Source organism: Kribbella sp. HUAS MG21 (assembly GCF_040254265.1).
Classification (GTDB): Bacteria; Actinomycetota; Actinomycetes; order Propionibacteriales; family Kribbellaceae; genus Kribbella.
Window position 1 is genome coordinate 1014310 of record NZ_CP158165.1, and the last position, 16690, is coordinate 1030999.

The window sequence follows — 16690 nt, forward strand, 5'->3', positions numbered from 1 at the left end:
CGTGGAGCACGTAAACGAACTATGCTCCGTTTACGAGATCCAAGCTAGCACAACCGGAGCGTGATCCGCTTTGACCGCCACAGACCGCCGCAAACTGCGGGCGGACGCGACCCGTAACCGCCAACAACTGCTGGACGTGGCGACCCAGCTCTTCGCCTCGGCCGAGAGCGAGCCGTCGATGCGCGCGATCGCCAACGAAGCCGGGGTCGGCATTGCCACCCTCTACAGGCACTTCCCGACCCGCGAGTCGCTGGTCGACGCGGTCTACCAGGACCAGGTCTCGCGGCTCACCACCGGTGCCCGTGAGCTACTCGCCGAGCTCGATCCGCCCGCGGCGCTGCGCCGCTGGATGGACCTGTTCGGGGACTGGATCGCGACCAAGAACGGGATGCTCGACACCCTGCTCGCGATGATCGAAGCGGGCGAGATCGCCCACGCGCACACCCGGACCGAGCTGCTCGGAGCGATCGACGACATCCTCGAAGCCGGCCGCAGGAGCGGCCAGCTCCGCGGCGACGTCCCCGCCGAGGACATCGCCGCCAGCCTCATCGGCATCTTCACCGTGGCGGGCGCGCGCGGGCACGAAGCGATGGCCGCTCGCCTGCTGAACCTCCTGATGGACGGACTACGGCCGGTACCAGACTGACCCTCGCCGCGCCTTCAGTGGCGGAGGTGGAGGCGGCGGGCGGCTTCGGCGATGGAGCCGGTGATGGAGGGGTAGACGGTGAAGGAGGCGGCTACCTGGTCGACGGTGAGGCGGGCGGCGACGGCCAGGGAGATGGGGTGGATGAGTTCGCTGGCGCGTGGGGCGACGACCACGCCGCCGACGACGATGCCGGTGTTGGGCAGGCAGAAGAGTTTCACGAAGCCGTCCCGGACGCCCTGCATCTTGGCGCGCGCGTTGTCGGCCAGTGGCACCTTGACCACCAGCGCCGTACTGCCGCCGGCGTCCACCACCGCCTGCGAGAGCCCGACGGTGGCGATCTCCGGGGCGGTGAAGACGTTCGCGGAGACCGTTGACTGGTCCAACGGTGCGACCGCGTCGCCGAGCGCATGCGCCATCGCGATCCGGCCCTGCATCGCGGCCACCGACGCCAGCATCAGGACGCCGGTGCAGTCACCGGCCGCGTAGACCCCGCGGGCGGTGGTCCGCGACACCCGGTCGACCTGCACGAACCCGCCGTCGGTCAGCGACACGCCCGACTCGACAAGGTTCATGTCGTCGGTGTTCGGCAGCGAACCGACCGCGAGCAGCGCATGCGACCCCTCGACGGTCCGGCCGTCGGTGAGCGTCACCACGACCCCGTCGCCGTGGCGCCGGACCGACTCGGCCCGGGACTTGCCCAGCACCGTCAGCCCGCGCCGCTTGAACACGTCCTCCAGCACCGCGGCCGCGTCGGCGTCCTCGCCGGGCAGCACCCGGTCCCGCGACGACACCAGTACGACGTCGCTCCCGAGCGCGTCGTACGCGCTGGCGAACTCGGCACCGGTGACACCGGACCCGACCACGATCAGCCGCTCGGGCAGCTCCTCGAGCTCGTAGACCTGCTCCCAGGTCAGGATCCGCTCGCCGTCCGGCTCCGAGCCCTGCAGGATCCGCGGCCGCGCCCCGGTGGCGATCAGCACCACGTCGGCGTCCAGCCGCTCCTCCCCGACCGGCCCGCCGACGACCACGGTCTCCGGGCCGTCCAGCCGGCCCCGGCCCTTGATCACCCGGACCTTGTCCCGGTCGAGCCGGCGCTCGATCCCGGCGCCCTGGGCGGCGGCCAGCGCCTTCACCCGTTTGTTGACGACGGAGAGATCGACACGCACGGAGTTCGCCGGATCGTCGTCGCCGTCCTCGAGCCGGACGCCGAGCTGACCGGCCTCCTCGACCTCCGTCATCACCTCCGCCGTCGCGATCAACGTTTTGCTCGGTACGCAGTCGGTGAGCACGGCAGAACCACCGATCCCGTCGGAATCGACGACCGTCACCTCCGCCCCGAGCTGGGCGGCCGCACTGGCCGCTTCGTACCCGCCTGGACCGCCTCCGATGATCACAACTCGCGCCACGGGAGGCCATTCTTCCGTATCCTCTGTTCCCGTGACCCTGTACGCCGCGTTTGCGTCGAATCTGGACCCGAACCTGATGGCCGAGCGGTGCCCGTACTCGCCCTTGCGCGGGACCGGCTGGATCACCGGCTGGCGCCTCACCTTCGGCGGTGAGGAGCTCGGCTGGGAGGGCGCGATGGCCACGGTCGTCGAGGACCCGGCCGACCCCACGAATCAGGTGTTCGTGGCGCTCTACGACATCCACCCCAAGGACGTCGAGCGGCTGGACGAGTGGGAGTGGATCGACCAGGGCGTGTACCGCAAGATCCAGGTCCGGGTGCAGACCCTGGACGGCGAGCAGCTGGCCTGGATGTACGTGCTGAACGCGTACGAGGGCGGCCTGCCGTCGGCCCGCTACCTGGGCATCCTCGCCGAGGCCGCCGAAGCGGCCGGCGCCCCCGACGACTACGTCGCCGACCTCCGCGCGCGCCCCTGTCAGTCCGCTGGTCATTAGCTATCGTGCGGTGGTGACCCAAGATCTGACGGCCGCCGCCGAAGCCTGGCTGCGCGAGGACCCCGACCCGGACACCCGCGCCGAGCTGCAGCAGCTCCTGGACGCCGGCGACACCACCGAGCTGGCCGACCGCTTCTCCGGAACCCTGGAGTTCGGTACGGCGGGCCTGCGCGGCGCCGTGGGCGCCGGGCCGAACCGGATGAACCGCGTCGTCGTGATCCGCGCCGCCGCCGGCCTCGCGGCGTACCTGAAGGCGCAGGGCCGCACCGACGGCCCGGTCCTGATCGGGTACGACGCCCGGCACAAGTCGGACGTGTTCGCGCAGGACACCGCGGCCGTGATCCGCGGCGCCGGCCTGGACGCCGTCCTGCTCGACCGCCCGACGCCGACCCCGGTGATCGCCTTCGGGATCCGGCACCTGGGCGCAGTCGCCGGCGTTGTCGTGACGGCCTCGCACAACCCGCCGCAGGACAACGGCTACAAGGTGTACCTCGGCGACGGATCGCAGATCGTGCCGCCGGCCGACGCGGAGATCGCGGCCGCCATCGCCGCGGTCGGCCCGCTGGACGGTGTCCCGCGCGGCGACGACTGGCGGACGGCCGGTGACGAGCTGCTCGACGCGTACCTGGACCGGATCGCCGAGCTGGTGCCGGCCGACGCACCACGGGACCTGAACGTCGCCTACACGCCACTGCACGGCGTCGGGCGGACCCTGGTCGAGGCGGCCGTCGCCCGCGCCGGGTTCGCCGTACCGCGGGTGGTCGCGGCGCAGGCCGACCCGGACCCGGACTTCCCGACCGTCTCGTTCCCGAACCCGGAGGAGCCGGGCGCGATCGACGCGGCCCTCGACCTGGCCCGCGAGATCGGTGCCGACATCGCGGTCGCCAACGACCCGGACGCCGACCGGTGCGCCGTGGCTGTGCCGGACGGCGAAAGGTGGCGGATGCTGCGCGGCGACGAGCTGGGCGCCTTGCTCGGCGAGTTTCTGCTGTCGCCAGGGCCTGCTGGGGTCGCGGCATGTTCCATCGTTTCGTCGTCGCTGCTCGGCAAGATCGCGGCGTCGTACGGCGTCCGGTACGTCGAGACGCTGACCGGGTTCAAGTGGATCGGGCGCGTGCCGGAGCTGGTGTTCGGGTACGAGGAGGCGCTCGGGTACTGCGTGGACCCGGAGGCCGTGAAGGACAAGGACGGCGTGTCGACGCTGGTCCGAGTGCTGCAGCTGGCGGCTGAGGCGAAGGCCGATGGCCGGACGCTCGTCGACCTGCTGGACGACCTCGCGGTCAAGCACGGGCTGCACGCGACCGACCAGCTGTCGGCGAGGGTCGAGGACCTGTCGCTGATCGCGCAGGCGATGGAACGGCTCCGGGCGACGCCGCCGAAGGCACTGGGGGCGTACGCCGTCGAGCGGATCGACGACCTGAGCCGGGGGTCCGAGTCGTTGCCCCCGACCGACGGGCTGCGGTTCACGCTGTCCGACGGCGCACGGGTGGTCGTGCGCCCGTCGGGGACCGAGCCCAAGCTGAAGTGCTACCTCGAGGTGGTGGTCCCGGTGACGACGGACGTCGGCACCGCACGGACCGAGGCGGCGACTGCCTTGGCAGCCATCAAGACCGATCTGGCTGCCGCGGCAGGTATCTAGTTCCGGAACACCTGGCGGGTGGTTCGGGAACTCAGCGGGCGGCTGCGGCCGCTTCGGCTTCCTCGGCGTGCAGAGAGCTCTGCAACGACGAGTGCAGGATGCGGAGCGTGCTGGTGGACTGCATCAGCGCGTCCCGCTCGTCCGGGTTCCGGTTCGCCAGCGCGGTGATCTCGTTGATGCTCGCCTCGATCCGGGCGATCCGGTCGGCGACCGTGCCCTCCTGGCTGCTGGCCTTGCGGATCGCGTCCGACGTGACCGTCCAGACGTCTTCCTTGTCGTTGGTCCGCCGGGACATGTCCACCATCTGGCTGAGCGCGGCGAGGTCGTGGTCGACCTGGGTGCGCTCCACCGGCACGGTGATCCCGACGGTCGCCTGCCGCAACCGGGTGACGTGCCCGGACAGCTCCGACCAGGTGCACCGACCGCTCTTGATCTTGTCCAGCACCTTCGCGTACTCGGTGTTGAACTCGTCGTAGTTCACTGTCCTTGACTCCTGCCGTTCGACGCTCGACTCAGAACTCTAGGGCGTTCGCACCGGAAACGCGTAACCACACGATCGCGGATCGTGCAGGTGTCGCCGAAAAGAAACAGCCGCCCGGTACGCCAACGCGTACCGGGCGGCCGAGTTACGTCGGAACTCCGGCCTGAGATCAGGCGACGTACGTGGAGTTCGCGTTCCAGGTGTTGCAGTTGCCGGCGACGGCGTAGCTGCGCGACGCGTTGAAGCCGGCCCGCGACCAGAAGCCGTGGTTCTTCATCGAGCCGTGGTCACGCGGGTAGCCCGGCTGGTCGCCGGAGTTGTTCACGACGTACAGCCACTGCTGGTACAGGCCGCCCGCCATCGGGTAGTAGCGCTTGTTGGCGCCGATGCTGGCCGAGCCGAGGCAGGACGCCTGCAGCTCACGACGACGGCTCTCCTCCATCTGCGCGGCGTAGGTGCTGAACGCGCGCTGACGCTGCCAGGACGCGCCCAGGATGCCGGTCAGCCACTGGACGTGGTGGCCGTACTCGTGCGCCAGGACGTTGGTCGTGTAGGCGCGGGCCATGGTCGGGCTCTGCGCCCAGTAGCGCTGGATCGGCGGCCGCGGGATGTAGATCCACGCCTTGCCGTTGTAACCGCAGAAGAACGCGGTGTTGCCGTCGACGACACCGCAGTACGAGCGCACCGAGCTCGCGCTGTGCATGACCAGCTTCGGGGCGACCTTGTACGCCGCGCCGGCCTGCTTCAGCGGCAGCGCCCACTCGGCGTAGGTGCAGCGGAAGTGCTGCGACACGTAGGCGTCGACGCCCGCGGCGGTGCGCAGCGAGACGTTGACCTCCTTGCACTTCGACGGGGTGATCGGACCCGTCTTGTACAGGCGGTTGTAGCGAACGATGTTCAGCGTCGACGACTTGGTCGTCAGGGCCTCACCGGCCGGCGGGTTGCCGATCGCGTAGGCGCGGCCGTCGACCGGCGGCACCGGGGTGGCGGCGGTCGCCACGGCGGCGGTGCTGGCAGCCTTCGGCGCGGTCGCCGTCGGGGCGGTCTGCGCGGCCTGGGCGCTCGGCAGCGCCGCGGCGGCGAAGCCGGCCAGGGCGCCGACCGTGGCGAAGCCACGCAGGGTGGTACGGGAGAGGTTGACCATGAGCTCCACTCTCGATGTTCTAGGGACCTGTCGGAGCCAATCCTGGGGTGCACAGGGGTTCACCCGGGCTTGGACACGGGTTTCGACGTGGCGAATCACACCACAGTTCCGCTCAGCGGCCGACTTTCGCACCCAGAAATCGCAACTGGTCAGGGAGCATGCGCCGCCAGTAGCCGGGGCTGTGGGCGCCGGGCTGCTGGCCGCCGGCCGCGTGCAGCTCCTGGCGCAGCGCGGCGGCCGCCTCCGCGAACGGGTCGTCCCGGCCGCAGTCGATGCGGACGGCAACATCCCGGAAACCGCTGGGCCGCCCGAACACCTGGCTGCGCTCGAAATCCGCCGCGTCGTCGAACGCGCCCGGCTGAACCTCGGAGTACTCGCGCCACAGCGCCGGGCTGAGCGCGCCCACCGCCACGGCCTTCACAGCGGGCCCGACCCGGCGCTGCCAGTAGTGCAGGGCGACCCAGAGCAGGGCGCCGTACCCGCCCATCGACCAGCCGAGGACGCCGTACCGGCTGGTGTTCAGGCCGCGATCGGCCAGCAGCGGCAGGAATTCCTGACGGAGCATGAATCCGGGGTCGTTGCCGTCGGCGCGCCGGTGCCAGTAGCTGTCCCCGCCGCCGTCGACGGTGGCGAGCGCGAACGGCGGCGTTCCCTCGCGGACCGTCGCGGTCAGGTAGCGGTCGATGCCCAGGTCGTTGACCGCCGATGTGTGGTCGCCCCCACGACCGTGCAGCACGAGGACGACCGGCAGCTCGTGCGCCGGGCCGTACCCGTCGGGGTACAGGATGCTGTAGCCGACCTTGGTCCGGCGGCCGAACGAGTCGAAGCTGCCCGACACCGCGGGGCCCGCGGGCACATCGGGTACGACGCCGTCCGGACCGGTCAGGCCGAGTACGTCGTGCATGCGCGCCCGGCCCGGGATCACGCCGGTCTCCAGCGCGGCCACACCTGCGACGCCGACGGCTGCGGCCGCGGCGCCGGTGCGGACGAACGTACGCCGGGTCAGCACACGTTCAGGATGCGGCCGTACGGGGTCAGCGGAACAGGGCCGCGACCGCCGCGATCACGGCCAGCACGCCGATCGCGATCAGCTCGGGGCGCGCCCAGCGGGTGATCGCGTCGCCCTCGGACTTGGCGGCGTACTGCTCCTGGTGGTACTCGATCCGGTTGACGACGAAGTCCGCCTTGGAGATCGAGCTGTCGGCGGAGAGCTTGCGGCCGCCGACCCGCTGCTTGCGCAGGTCCCGCATGACCAGCTGGACGCCGGGCGCCCGGTACTTGGCGTCGGCGGCGTGCACGCGGAGGATGTCGGTCACGTCGACGCCGGTCACCTTCGACCACGGGATCAGGTGGTCGCGCAGGTGGTTACGCAGCAGCAGGTGCTCCGGGCTGAGCGTGACCGACGGCCGCATCAGGCCGACGTACGCCAGGACCATGAAGATCCCGATGATGCTGGCCACCAGCAACCCGGTCAGGGTCCGCCACTCCAGCACGATGTCGAGCAGGCCGAGCGCCCCGATCACCAGGACGATGACCCCGGTGATCCGGTTCGACGCGGACAGGTACTGCTCGCTCTCCGGCGATTTCGACTTCACCCGCACAAAGTAACTGGCCGTCAGAATCAGCACTAGACTGCCGAGGGTGACCACACTCGACAGCGGCGTCGACAGCCTGGCCGACGTGACCTCGTCCGAGGACCGGCTGCGCCGGTTCCTGCTCGGGCTGCCGGGCGTCGACCAGGTCGGCGCGGAGGCCCGGGCGGCCACGCTGAGCACCCGGTCGATCAAGACCACCGCCAAGCAGTACGCGCTGGACCTGGCGATCCGGATGATCGACCTGACCACGCTGGAGGGCCAGGACACCCCCGGCAAGGTGCGGGCCCTGTGCGCGAAGGCGAAGCGGCCGGACCCGGCCGACCCGAGCACGCCGCAGGTGGCCGCGGTCTGCGTCTACCCGGACCTGGTCGCCACCGCGAAGCGCGAGCTGGACGGCTCCGGGATCAACGTGGCGAGTGTCGCGACCGCCTTCCCCAGCGGGCGTTCCAGCCTCGCGATCAAGGTCCAGGACACCAAGGACGCGGTCGCGGCCGGCGCCGACGAGGTCGACATGGTGATCGACCGCGGCGCCTTCCTCTCCGGGCGGTACGGACTGGTCTTCGACGAGATCGCCGCGATCCGCGAGGCGGCCGGCGACGCGCACCTGAAGGTGATCCTGGAGACCGGCGAGCTGGTCACCTACGACAACGTCCGGCGGGCGTCCTGGCTGGCGATGCTGGCCGGCGCGGACTTCATCAAGACCTCCACCGGCAAGGTGTCCCCGGCGGCCACGCTGCCGGTCACGCTGGTGATGCTCGAGGCGGTCCGCGACTACCACGAGGCCACCGGGCTGCACATCGGCGTCAAGCCGGCCGGCGGGATCCGGACCGCGAAGGACGCGATCAAGTACCTGGTCACGGTCAACGAGACCGCCGGCCCGGACTGGCTGGACCCGGAACTGTTCCGGTTCGGCGCCTCCAGCCTGCTGAACGACCTGCTGATGCAGCGCACCAAGCTGGCCACCGGTCACTACCCGGGCCCCGACTACTTCACCTTGGACTGACAGGCATGAGCAGATTCGAGTACGCACCCGCTCCCGAGTCGCGGGCGATCGTCGACATCAAGTCGTCGTACGGGCTGTTCGTCAACGGGCAGTTCGTCGACGCGACGGACGGGAAGCCGTTCAAAACCGTCTCCCCTGCGTCCGAAGAGGTGCTGGCCGAGGTCAGCGAGGCCGGTCCCGCCGACGTCGACAAGGCCGTGCGCGCGGCCCGGAAGGCGTTCGACAAGGTGTGGGGCCCGATGAGCGGCAAGGACCGGGCGAAGTACCTGTTCCGGATCGCGCGGCTGATCCAGGAGCGCGCGCGGGAGCTGGCGGTGCTGGAGTCGCTGGACAACGGCAAGCCGATCCGCGAGTCCCGCGACGTCGACATCCCGTTGGTGGCGGCGCACTTCTTCTACTACGCGGGCTGGGCCGACAAGCTCGAGTACGCCGGGGTCGGCGACGACCCGCGGCCGTGGGGCGTCGCGGGCCAGGTCATCCCGTGGAACTTCCCGATGCTGATGCTGGCGTGGAAGATCGCGCCGGCGCTCGCCGCCGGCAACACCGTCGTACTGAAGCCGGCCGAGACCACGCCGCTGACCGCGCTGGCGTTCGCGGAGATCTGCCAGCAGGCGGACCTGCCGCCGGGCGTGGTGAACATCGTCACCGGCGCGGGCCGCACCGGGCAGGCGCTGGTCGAGCACCCGGACGTCGACAAGGTCGCGTTCACCGGGTCGACCGAGGTCGGCCGGGCGATCGCGAAGTCGGTGGCCGGCACCCACAAGGCGGTGACGCTGGAGCTCGGCGGCAAGGCGGCGAACATCGTCTTCGAGGACGCGCCGATCGACCAGACCATCGAGGGCATCGTCAACGGCATCTTCTTCAACCAGGGCCACGTGTGCTGCGCGGGCTCGCGGCTGCTGGTCCAGGAGAGCGTGTACGACGAGGTGCTCGCGCGGCTGAAGCGCCGGATGGGCACGCTGCGGGTCGGCGACCCACTGGACAAGAACACCGACATCGGCGCGATCAACTCGTCGGCCCAGCTGGCGAAGATCCGGGAGCTGTCGCAGATCGGCGAGGACGAGGGCGCCGAGCGCTGGTCGCCGGAGTGCGAGCTGCCGGCCGAGGGCTACTGGTTCCCGCCGACGGTCTTCACCGGGGTGTCCCAGGCGCACCGGATCGCCCGCGAGGAGATCTTCGGCCCGGTGCTGTCCGTGCTGACCTTCCGGACGCCGGCCGAGGCGGTCGAGAAGGCGAACAACACCCCGTTCGGGCTGTCCGCGGGGATCTGGACCGAGAAGGGCTCCCGGATCCTCTGGATGGCGAACCAGCTGCGCGCCGGCGTGGTCTGGGCGAACACGTTCAACCGCTTCGACCCGACCTCGCCGTTCGGCGGCTACAAGGAGTCGGGCTACGGCCGCGAGGGCGGTCGCCATGGTCTGGAGGCCTACCTTGCCCACTGAGTCGCAAAGGCTGGAAGTGCGGAAGACCTACAAGCTCTACATCGGCGGCGCCTTCCCGCGCAGCGAGTCCGGTCGTTCGTACGTCGTGAACAACGCCAAGGGCAAGTTCCTGGCGAACGCGTCGCAGGCCTCCCGCAAGGACGCCCGGGACGCGGTGGTCGCGGCCCGGAAGGCGTTCGGCGGCTGGCACGCGCGGACGGCGTACAACCGCGGCCAGGTGCTGTACCGGATCGCCGAGGTGATGGAGGGGCGGCACCAGCAGTTCAGTGCCGAGGTCGCTGCCGGCGAGGGCCTGTCGATCTCGAAGGCGCGCGCGGTCGTGGACGCGTCGATCGACCGCTGGGTCTGGTACGCCGGCTGGGCCGACAAGCTCGCCCAGGTGGTCGGCTCCAGCAACCCGGTGGCCGGCCCGTACTTCGACTTCTCGTTGCCTGAGGCAACCGGCGTGGTCGCGGTCCTCGCGCCGCAGGACTCCAGTCTGCTGGGCCTCACCAGCGTGATCGCCCCCGCGATCGTCTCCGGCAACACGGTCGTCGCGGTGTCGTCGTACGAACGCCCGCTGCCCGCCGTGACGCTGGGCGAGGTGATGGCGACGTCCGACGTACCGGGCGGCGTCGTCAACATCCTCACCGGCTCGGCCTCCGAGATCGGCCCGTGGCTGGCGTCCCACCAGGACGTCAACGCGATCGACCTGTGCGGCATCGAGTCCGAGGACGAGGCCCGTGACCTGGAGATCGCCGCCGCCGGCAATCTCAAGCGGGTCCGCCGCCCCGCCGCGGAGGACTGGACCGCCGACCAGGGCCTGTCCCGCCTCACCCAATACCTCGAACTCAAAACCGTCTGGCACCCGATCGGCGTCTGACTACCTCACCAGCGTGCGAGTGAGGGCCGGGTTCGGGTTGGGGTAGCAGGTTACGGGGGCGGTGGTGGTGAGGAACTTCCATTTGATCTTGGCCTGCAGGGTCAGGCCTGGGTCTTCGTAGCTGCTGCCCTTGAGTCTGGTCTCGATCGCTGTACCTCGGCGGCCGGACTTCAGGCGGATGCTGAGGGTGGGGAGCTGGTACGTCGCTCCGCCGGGAATCGGGCCTGCCACCTTGACGACGGCGACGGTGCCGTCGAGGTGGACGGTCGGGGTGGAATTGAGGCCGGAGCCGCCGGTGAGGCGGGCGCCGAGGTACGACGAGTTCGCCGGGACCGGGAGCCTTAGCGTGAGGTCGCGGACCTCCTTGAGCTTGAAGCCCTTGACCTCGCCGGGCAGGGTGCCGGGCTGGAGGCGGACGGCGATCGTGAAGCGGCTGTTGGGGCGCACGGTGGCGGGTGCCTGCGCGTCGACAGCCTGGCGGAGCGAGACGGTGTGCCGGCCGAACTTCGTGTCCGCGCGGCACGCGTAACTGGCGACGGGCCGGGCGTGGGCCGCGGCCGGGATGAGCGAAGGGGCGAGTACGGCGAGAACCACCACAAGACTGCGGTAAGTAGCCATACGACTACTCTACGCAGTCAGCGGCCGAAGAGGAACCATCCGCCCACGCCCGCGGCCACGAACACCACCGGCAGCGCCAGCAGGAACCACGCGCGCCGCCGGCGTCGGCGCCGTACCGGCGGGTCGGTCGCCACCGTCGTGTCCAGGTCGTCCTCGGTGATCGTAGTCCGCACCGACGCGCGCAGCGGCGCCTCCTGCTCGAGCCGGAACGCCTCCGCCTCCAGCCGCTCGGCCAGCGTGTCCGCACGCTCCCAGCGGTCCGTGACGCGGTACGCCAGCGCCCGCGCGAGGATGTCGTCGAGCTGCCCGACCGAGTCGTGCAGCTCCGGCCGCAGGCTCGGCGGTGGCAGGTCCGGGTCGCGGTTCAGCACGTCGCCGATCGACGCCGCGGAGTACGGCGGATGCCCGGTGAGCAGCGCGTACGTGACCGCGCCGACCGCGTAGATGTCGGCCCGCTCGTCGAAACCACCGTCGCCGCGTCCCTGCTCCGGCGCCATGTACGCGGGCGTGCCGACGGCCTGGGTGAGACCGGACGCCTCCGCGGCGCGTTTCGCGAGGCCGAGGTCGGCCAGCACGATCCGGTGCGTCCCTCCCCCGGCCTCGGTCCCCGGCCGGAGCAGCAGGTTCGCCGGCGTGACGTCCCGGTGCACGACGCCCTCGCTGTGCAGCGCGGCCACCGCGCGGGCCAGGTCCGCGCCCCACCACAGCGCGTCCACCGGGTCGAGCCGGCCTTGCCGCAGTACGTCGCCCAGCGTGCCGCCGCCGACGTAGTCCATCACGAAGTACGGGCGCCCGTCCGGGAGCTTGCCCAGGTCGAAGACCCGCACCACCCGGTCGCTGGCGATCCGGCGCATCAGCCGCGCCTCGGACAGGAAGCGTTCGCGGACGTCCGCGCGCGACGCCCAGTTGTCCGCGAGCACCTTGACGGCGACGTCGACGTCCAGGTCGTCGTCGTACCCCCGCCAGACGGTCGCGAACGCGCCCGCGCCGATCTTGTCCCGTAACCGGTACCGCCCGATGACATCCATCCCGGCTATTGTCGTTCACAACCAGGCTAAAAAGGGGGGAGCATGACCGACGAGCTGGAAGAACTAGCGGCCCGGGCGGCAGCCGGGGACCAGTCGGTGCTTCCACAACTTCTGCAGGCGATCCGGCCGCAGGTGCAGCGCCGGGTGGCGAAGTTCCTGCCGTACCGGGAGGACGCCGAGGAGGCGGTCCAGGACACCCTGCTCCAGGTGGCCAACAAGGTGCACACCTTCAAGGGCACCGGCAGTTTCGCCGGCTGGGTGACGATCGTGGCCACCAACCAGGCGCGGCAGACCTACCGCTCGCTGAAGCGCCGCTCGGTCGAGCAGTCCGCCGAGGTCCTGCCGGAGTCCGTCGACCCGCGCACCACCTCGGTCATCGCCGGTTCCCGCCTCGACCTCCTCGAGGCCCTGGAGTCGCTCGAGTCCAGCCACCCGCAGCTCGTCCAGCCGCTCGTCCTGCGCGATCTCGGCGCGCTCTCGTACGCCGAGATCGCCGACGAGCTCGACGTCCCGCTCGGCACCGTGAAGGCCCGCATCCACCAGGCCCGCAAGGCCGTCGCGGAACGCCTCACCGTCCGCTGAACGTCCGCCGTACCGCGATCGCCCGCCGCAGGTCGTCGAGGAAGTTCGCGGTCTGCCGGCGCACCGCCGAGTTCACGCTCGCGTCCGCGATCAGCGCCTCGGCGGGCGCGATCAACGCCTCGTCGATCGCGTAGCGCGGCGCCATCCGCTGGGCGGTCAGGCCGACCACCATGCCGGACCGGATCTCCGCGGTCCCCCGGATGTCGGTGAAGAACCGCTCGACGTACGGCGCGGTCGCGGCGGCCTGCGCCGGGTGCCAGAACCCCTCGGCCGCGGCGAGCAGCTCCTGGACGCCGATCGACGGGTCGGTCATGATCCGCGCCCAGGCGGCCTCCTTGCCGTCCGGCAGCGCGGCGCGGCACCGGGCGGCGTGGTTGACGCCCTCGGTCGACTTGTCCCGGTCCAGCTCGGCGTCGATCTCGGTCGCACCGAACGCCCCGAGCCGAACGAGCCGCAGTACGAGCGCCCACCGCAGGTCCGCGTCGAGCTGCAGCCCCTCTGGCGAACCGTCGAACCAGGACTTCAGCAGGTCGCCGTCGTCGCTGGTGGCGATCAGGCCGCGGGCAGTCACCAGTTGCAGGCTGCTCCCCGGCGTGGTCGCGGCGAGCTTGTCGCGCAGGGCCTCGGCCACCGGCCCGCGCGCCGCCTCGTAGTCGAGGTAGCGGCCGACGACGCGGTCCTCGAGCCAGCGGACGAGCGAGCCGACCGCGATGTCGCTGTCCTCGCCCGGCAGCGCGGCGGCGAACAGCTCGAGCGCCTGCCGCGGGTCGAACTCGGCGTCGGCGACGGCGTCGCGCACCGAGTTCCAGATCACCGCACGAGTGGTCCCATCGGTGATCGCCGGCAGCACCGCGGGAAGATTGCCGAGACTCTCCGCATCGAGCCGGATCTTCGCCCAGGTGTCATCGGCGGCGTCCGGCACCACCACGCCACCGGCGTCCGCCCCGACCAAGGGCTTGTCGTCGCCCGGCACAACCTCTACTGAGTCCTGGGCGAGCACCACATCGACCAGCGTGGCAGATTCGTCCGCGTCGTAGACACCGACACTCAGCTTGTGCAGACGGCGAGAACCGTCCGGGCTCGAGCGCCGTACCACCACGCCGGTGTCCGTCCGCTCGACGGTGATCGTGTCCAGCCCCGCCGTCCGCAACCATTGGTCTGACCAACTGTCGAGATCCGGCGCGCCGGCCGCGGTGAGCTTCGCGATGAACTCGGGCAGGTCCGCGTTCCCGTACTCGTGCGCGTCCAGGTGCGCGTTCACGCCCTTCAGGAACACGTCGTCACCGAGGTACTTCGCCAGCTGCTTGAGGACGGCCGCGCCCTTGGCGTAGGAGATCCCGTCGAAGTCGTCGAGCGACTGCCGCGCGTCCTTCAGGCTGTCCGGCGCGACCGGGTGCGTCGAGCTGCTCTGGTCGGTCTGCAGCCCCCACCACTTCCGCACGAACGCGAAGTCGGTCCAGTTGCCGCCGTAGCTGGTCGCGTCCTCGGACACGCGGTGCGCCATGTACTCGGCGAACGACTCGTTCAGCCACATGTCGTTCCACCACTTCATCGTGACCAGGTCGCCGAACCACATGTGCGCCATCTCGTGCACGACGATCCGGGCCCGCGTACTGCGTTCCGCCTCGGTCGCCCGGCCCCGGAACAGCAGGCCGTCGGTGAAGGTCACGCAGCCCGGGTTCTCCATCGCGCCGAGGTTGAAGTCCGGCACGAACACCTGCCAGTACTCGCCGAACGGGTACCGCTGCCGGAACAGCCGGTGGTACTCGTCGAACGCCTCCCGGGTGGTCCGGAACAGGTCGTCGGCGTCCAGGTGCTCCTTCAGCGACTGCCGGCACGCGAGTCCGAGCGGGATCCCGTCGTGCTCGCCGCGCACCTGGTGGTAGGGCCCGGCGACGAGCGTGACGAAGTACGTCGACAGCGGTTTGGTCTCGGCGAGCGTCCACTCCCCCGGCGCGGTGCGGGTGGCGGCGCCGTTGCCGAGCACGACCCAGTCCTCGGGGCACTTCACGGTGACCGTGTACGGCGCCTTGAGGTCGGGCTGGTCGAAGCACGGGAAGTACCGCGGCGCGGACTCGAGCGAGGACATGCCGTACGTGTAGACCCGTCCGTCGGCGGCGTCGACCGAACGCACCAGGCCTTCGCCGTCTGTGGAGTACTTCAGCTCCGCGGTGACGACGAGGTCGTTCTCTGCCTGCAAGCCGGTGAGCGGGAAGCGGCCGCCGTCGAGCGCGCCGATGTCGAGCGACTGCCCGTTGAGCTCGACCGCGATCAGCCGCTCCGGCTTCACATCCACCCAACTGGTGCTGCTGGTGGCCGCGAAGCGGATCCTGCTGGTGGTGACGAACGTGTCGCCGTCCCCGGTCAGGTCGAACGCGATCTCGTACGACCGCAGGGCCAGGTCCGCCGCCCGTTGCCGGGCCTCTTCGGGTGTCAGCGCGCGCATGGGACGCAACGCTATCCCGCCGAACCGGCCTTCCGTCGAGCCGTGTCTGCTGCCAGCGAAGCAACCGCGCGGATCTCGTCATCGGTGGCGCGGTCGAGCACACCGGTGATCAGCTCGACGTCGTCGGGCTCGGCGAGGGTGGTGAGCACGTTCAGCGCGCTCAGGTGGTCGAAACCGGCACGGATGTCGTCGCCGGCCTCGACGGGCGGGCGGGACAGGATCTCGCGGGCGACCTCGCGGACGTCGGCGGCCAGCGGCTCGAGCGGGTTGCCGCCGCTGAGGCGGGTGTACGCCGCGGCGACCTGGTACATGTTCAGTGCCCGGCAGACGGTCGGGATGTTCGGGCTGTGCAGGAGCGCGTCGAAGGCCTGCAGGGGGATGCCGATCTCGTCTGCGCTCATGTCTGCACGCTAGCTGCTGCGTGCAGGTGGTCCGCGAGCAGGTGGACGGATTCGGGCGCGTCGGCGGCGTAACAGAGCAGGTGCTGGCGGGTGGACCAGGCGTCCTGGAGCGGGCAGATGTCCACGTCGGCGTTGGAGTGCACAGCCCGGCGCGGTACGACGGCCAGCCCGGCGCCGACGGTGGCGAGGGTGATGAGCGCGTGCAGGGTCGGGACGAGCGTGCGGTAGCGCGGCGCGGGCGCGTGTGGGCCGAGGCGGTCGTCCATCCACTGGCTGAGCGGCGAGTTCCGGTCGAGGCCCACCAGCGGATGCTCGGCGACCTCGGCGTACGCGATCGAGGACCGGCCGGACAGCGTGCCGCCGGCCTGGCCGATCACCACCAGCGAGTCGTCGGCCAGCGGTTCGGTACGCAGCTGGGTGGGCTCGTCGTCGAGGATCACGCCGAGGTCCGCCTCCCCGGCCGCGAGCAGCCGGACGCTGCGGATGGTACGGCGCTCGCTCACGTTCACGTCGTACTCCGGATGGTCGCGGAGGAACGTGGCCAGCGCGATCGGGACGAGCTGGTGCATCGCGGACCCGCCGGCCACCAAGCGGATCGGCTCCGAGCGCGCGACGGCGTACGACGCCACGGCGCTGTCCAGCCGGGTCGTCTCGGCCAGGACCTCGCGGGCGTGCCGGGCGAGGGTGGCACCGGCCGGGGTCAGCCGGACACCGCGCCGCTCGCGGACCAGCAGCGGGACCCCGGCCTGCGCTTCGAGGGCTCTGACCCGCGCACTGGCCGAAGGCAGACTCAGATGCATCACGCGCGCGCCGGCGGTGATCGAGCCCTCTGCCGCCACGTGCGTGAAGAGCCGGAGATCGTCGAGGTCGTACCGCATGCACCCAGCCTACGTCCCAGCCTTAG

At 70.8% G+C, this 16690-nt stretch carries 17 protein-coding genes; 7 read left to right on the top strand and 10 right to left on the bottom strand.

The genetic code is table 11. The features are described 5' to 3' along the window. Nucleotides 1-70 precede the first annotated feature (70 nt). Nucleotides 71-646, top strand: a complete 576-nt coding sequence (locus ABN611_RS04895; protein WP_350278562.1) for a TetR/AcrR family transcriptional regulator — start codon at nt 71-73, stop codon at nt 644-646. A 14-nt stretch (nt 647-660) separates the two neighbouring features. Here ABN611_RS04895 and ABN611_RS04900 read toward each other — a convergent pair whose 3' ends face one another. Further along, nucleotides 661-2052, bottom strand: a complete 1392-nt coding sequence (locus ABN611_RS04900; protein ID WP_350278563.1) for an NAD(P)H-quinone dehydrogenase — start codon at nt 2050-2052, stop codon at nt 661-663. Between the two features lie 31 nt (nt 2053-2083). On the opposite strand from ABN611_RS04900, the gene ABN611_RS04905 reads away from it, so the two are divergent. Together ABN611_RS04905 and ABN611_RS04910 are read left to right on the top strand one after the other, a co-directional pair. Continuing rightward, the gene (locus ABN611_RS04905; RefSeq protein ID WP_350278564.1) at nt 2084-2545 is read left to right on the top strand and encodes a gamma-glutamylcyclotransferase; all 462 of its coding nucleotides are present in this window, start codon (nt 2084-2086) and stop codon (nt 2543-2545) included. Nucleotides 2546-2555: 10 nt separating this feature from the next. Continuing rightward, nucleotides 2556-4184: a phospho-sugar mutase gene (locus ABN611_RS04910; protein WP_350278565.1), complete on the top strand. Its 1629-nt coding sequence runs from the start codon at nt 2556-2558 to the stop codon at nt 4182-4184. A 31-nt stretch (nt 4185-4215) separates the two neighbouring features. Here ABN611_RS04910 and ABN611_RS04915 read toward each other — a convergent pair whose 3' ends face one another. The 4 genes from ABN611_RS04915 to ABN611_RS04930 all read right to left on the bottom strand — a co-directional run bounded on the left by ABN611_RS04915 (nt 4216) and on the right by ABN611_RS04930 (nt 7404). Beyond that, complete coding sequence (locus tag ABN611_RS04915; protein WP_350278566.1) at nt 4216-4665, bottom strand: hypothetical protein; 450 nt, start codon at nt 4663-4665, stop codon at nt 4216-4218. A gap of 169 nt (nt 4666-4834) precedes the next feature. Then, nucleotides 4835-5809 (bottom strand): neutral zinc metallopeptidase, encoded by a 975-nt coding sequence (locus tag ABN611_RS04920; RefSeq protein WP_350278567.1) that lies wholly within the window; start codon nt 5807-5809, stop codon nt 4835-4837. 112 nt (nt 5810-5921) lie between these two features. After that, nucleotides 5922-6818: an alpha/beta hydrolase-fold protein gene (locus ABN611_RS04925; protein ID WP_350278568.1), complete on the bottom strand. Its 897-nt coding sequence runs from the start codon at nt 6816-6818 to the stop codon at nt 5922-5924. Nucleotides 6819-6843: 25 nt separating this feature from the next. Continuing rightward, entirely contained in the window at nt 6844-7404 is a 561-nt protein-coding gene (locus ABN611_RS04930; RefSeq protein ID WP_350278569.1) for a PH domain-containing protein, read from the bottom strand. Between the two features lie 46 nt (nt 7405-7450). Here ABN611_RS04930 and deoC point away from each other — a divergent pair, with 46 nt between their 5' ends. From deoC to ABN611_RS04945, 3 genes are read left to right on the top strand one after another with little or no spacing between them, the layout of a single operon-like run. Beyond that, nucleotides 7451-8407, top strand: a complete 957-nt coding sequence (gene deoC, locus ABN611_RS04935) for a deoxyribose-phosphate aldolase (RefSeq protein WP_350278570.1) — start codon at nt 7451-7453, stop codon at nt 8405-8407. Between the two features lie 5 nt (nt 8408-8412). Beyond that, nucleotides 8413-9849 (top strand): aldehyde dehydrogenase family protein, encoded by a 1437-nt coding sequence (locus tag ABN611_RS04940; RefSeq protein ID WP_350278571.1) that lies wholly within the window; start codon nt 8413-8415, stop codon nt 9847-9849. 16 nt (nt 9850-9865) lie between these two features. Next, nucleotides 9866-10711 carry an aldehyde dehydrogenase family protein gene (locus tag ABN611_RS04945; RefSeq protein WP_350278572.1) on the top strand — a complete coding sequence of 282 codons (846 nt, stop codon included), beginning with the start codon at nt 9866-9868 and terminating at the stop codon, nt 10709-10711. Here ABN611_RS04945 and ABN611_RS04950 read toward each other — a convergent pair whose 3' ends face one another. After that, complete coding sequence (locus ABN611_RS04950) at nt 10712-11329, bottom strand: hypothetical protein (protein WP_350278573.1); 618 nt, start codon at nt 11327-11329, stop codon at nt 10712-10714. A gap of 17 nt (nt 11330-11346) precedes the next feature. Beyond that, nucleotides 11347-12357: a serine/threonine-protein kinase gene (locus ABN611_RS04955; protein WP_350278574.1), complete on the bottom strand. Its 1011-nt coding sequence runs from the start codon at nt 12355-12357 to the stop codon at nt 11347-11349. A gap of 42 nt (nt 12358-12399) precedes the next feature. Here ABN611_RS04955 and ABN611_RS04960 point away from each other — a divergent pair, with 42 nt between their 5' ends. Next, complete coding sequence (locus ABN611_RS04960; RefSeq protein ID WP_350278575.1) at nt 12400-12939, top strand: RNA polymerase sigma factor; 540 nt, start codon at nt 12400-12402, stop codon at nt 12937-12939. On the opposite strand, the gene pepN is transcribed toward ABN611_RS04960, so the two are convergent. Genes pepN through ABN611_RS04975 form a run of 3 tightly spaced genes read right to left on the bottom strand, consistent with a single transcriptional unit; the run spans nt 12926 to nt 16664 of the window. Beyond that, a complete protein-coding gene (gene pepN, locus ABN611_RS04965) occupies nt 12926-15385 on the bottom strand; it encodes an aminopeptidase N (RefSeq protein ID WP_350278576.1) in 2460 nt (819 codons plus the stop codon). The genes ABN611_RS04960 and pepN overlap by 14 nt on opposite strands. Nucleotides 15386-15396: 11 nt before the next feature. Then, nucleotides 15397-15786 (bottom strand): hypothetical protein, encoded by a 390-nt coding sequence (locus tag ABN611_RS04970; protein ID WP_350278577.1) that lies wholly within the window; start codon nt 15784-15786, stop codon nt 15397-15399. Next, nucleotides 15783-16664 carry a LysR family transcriptional regulator gene (locus tag ABN611_RS04975; RefSeq protein WP_350278578.1) on the bottom strand — a complete coding sequence of 294 codons (882 nt, stop codon included), beginning with the start codon at nt 16662-16664 and terminating at the stop codon, nt 15783-15785. The genes ABN611_RS04970 and ABN611_RS04975 overlap by 4 nt, the downstream gene beginning before the upstream one ends. Nucleotides 16665-16690: the final 26 nt, after the last annotated feature.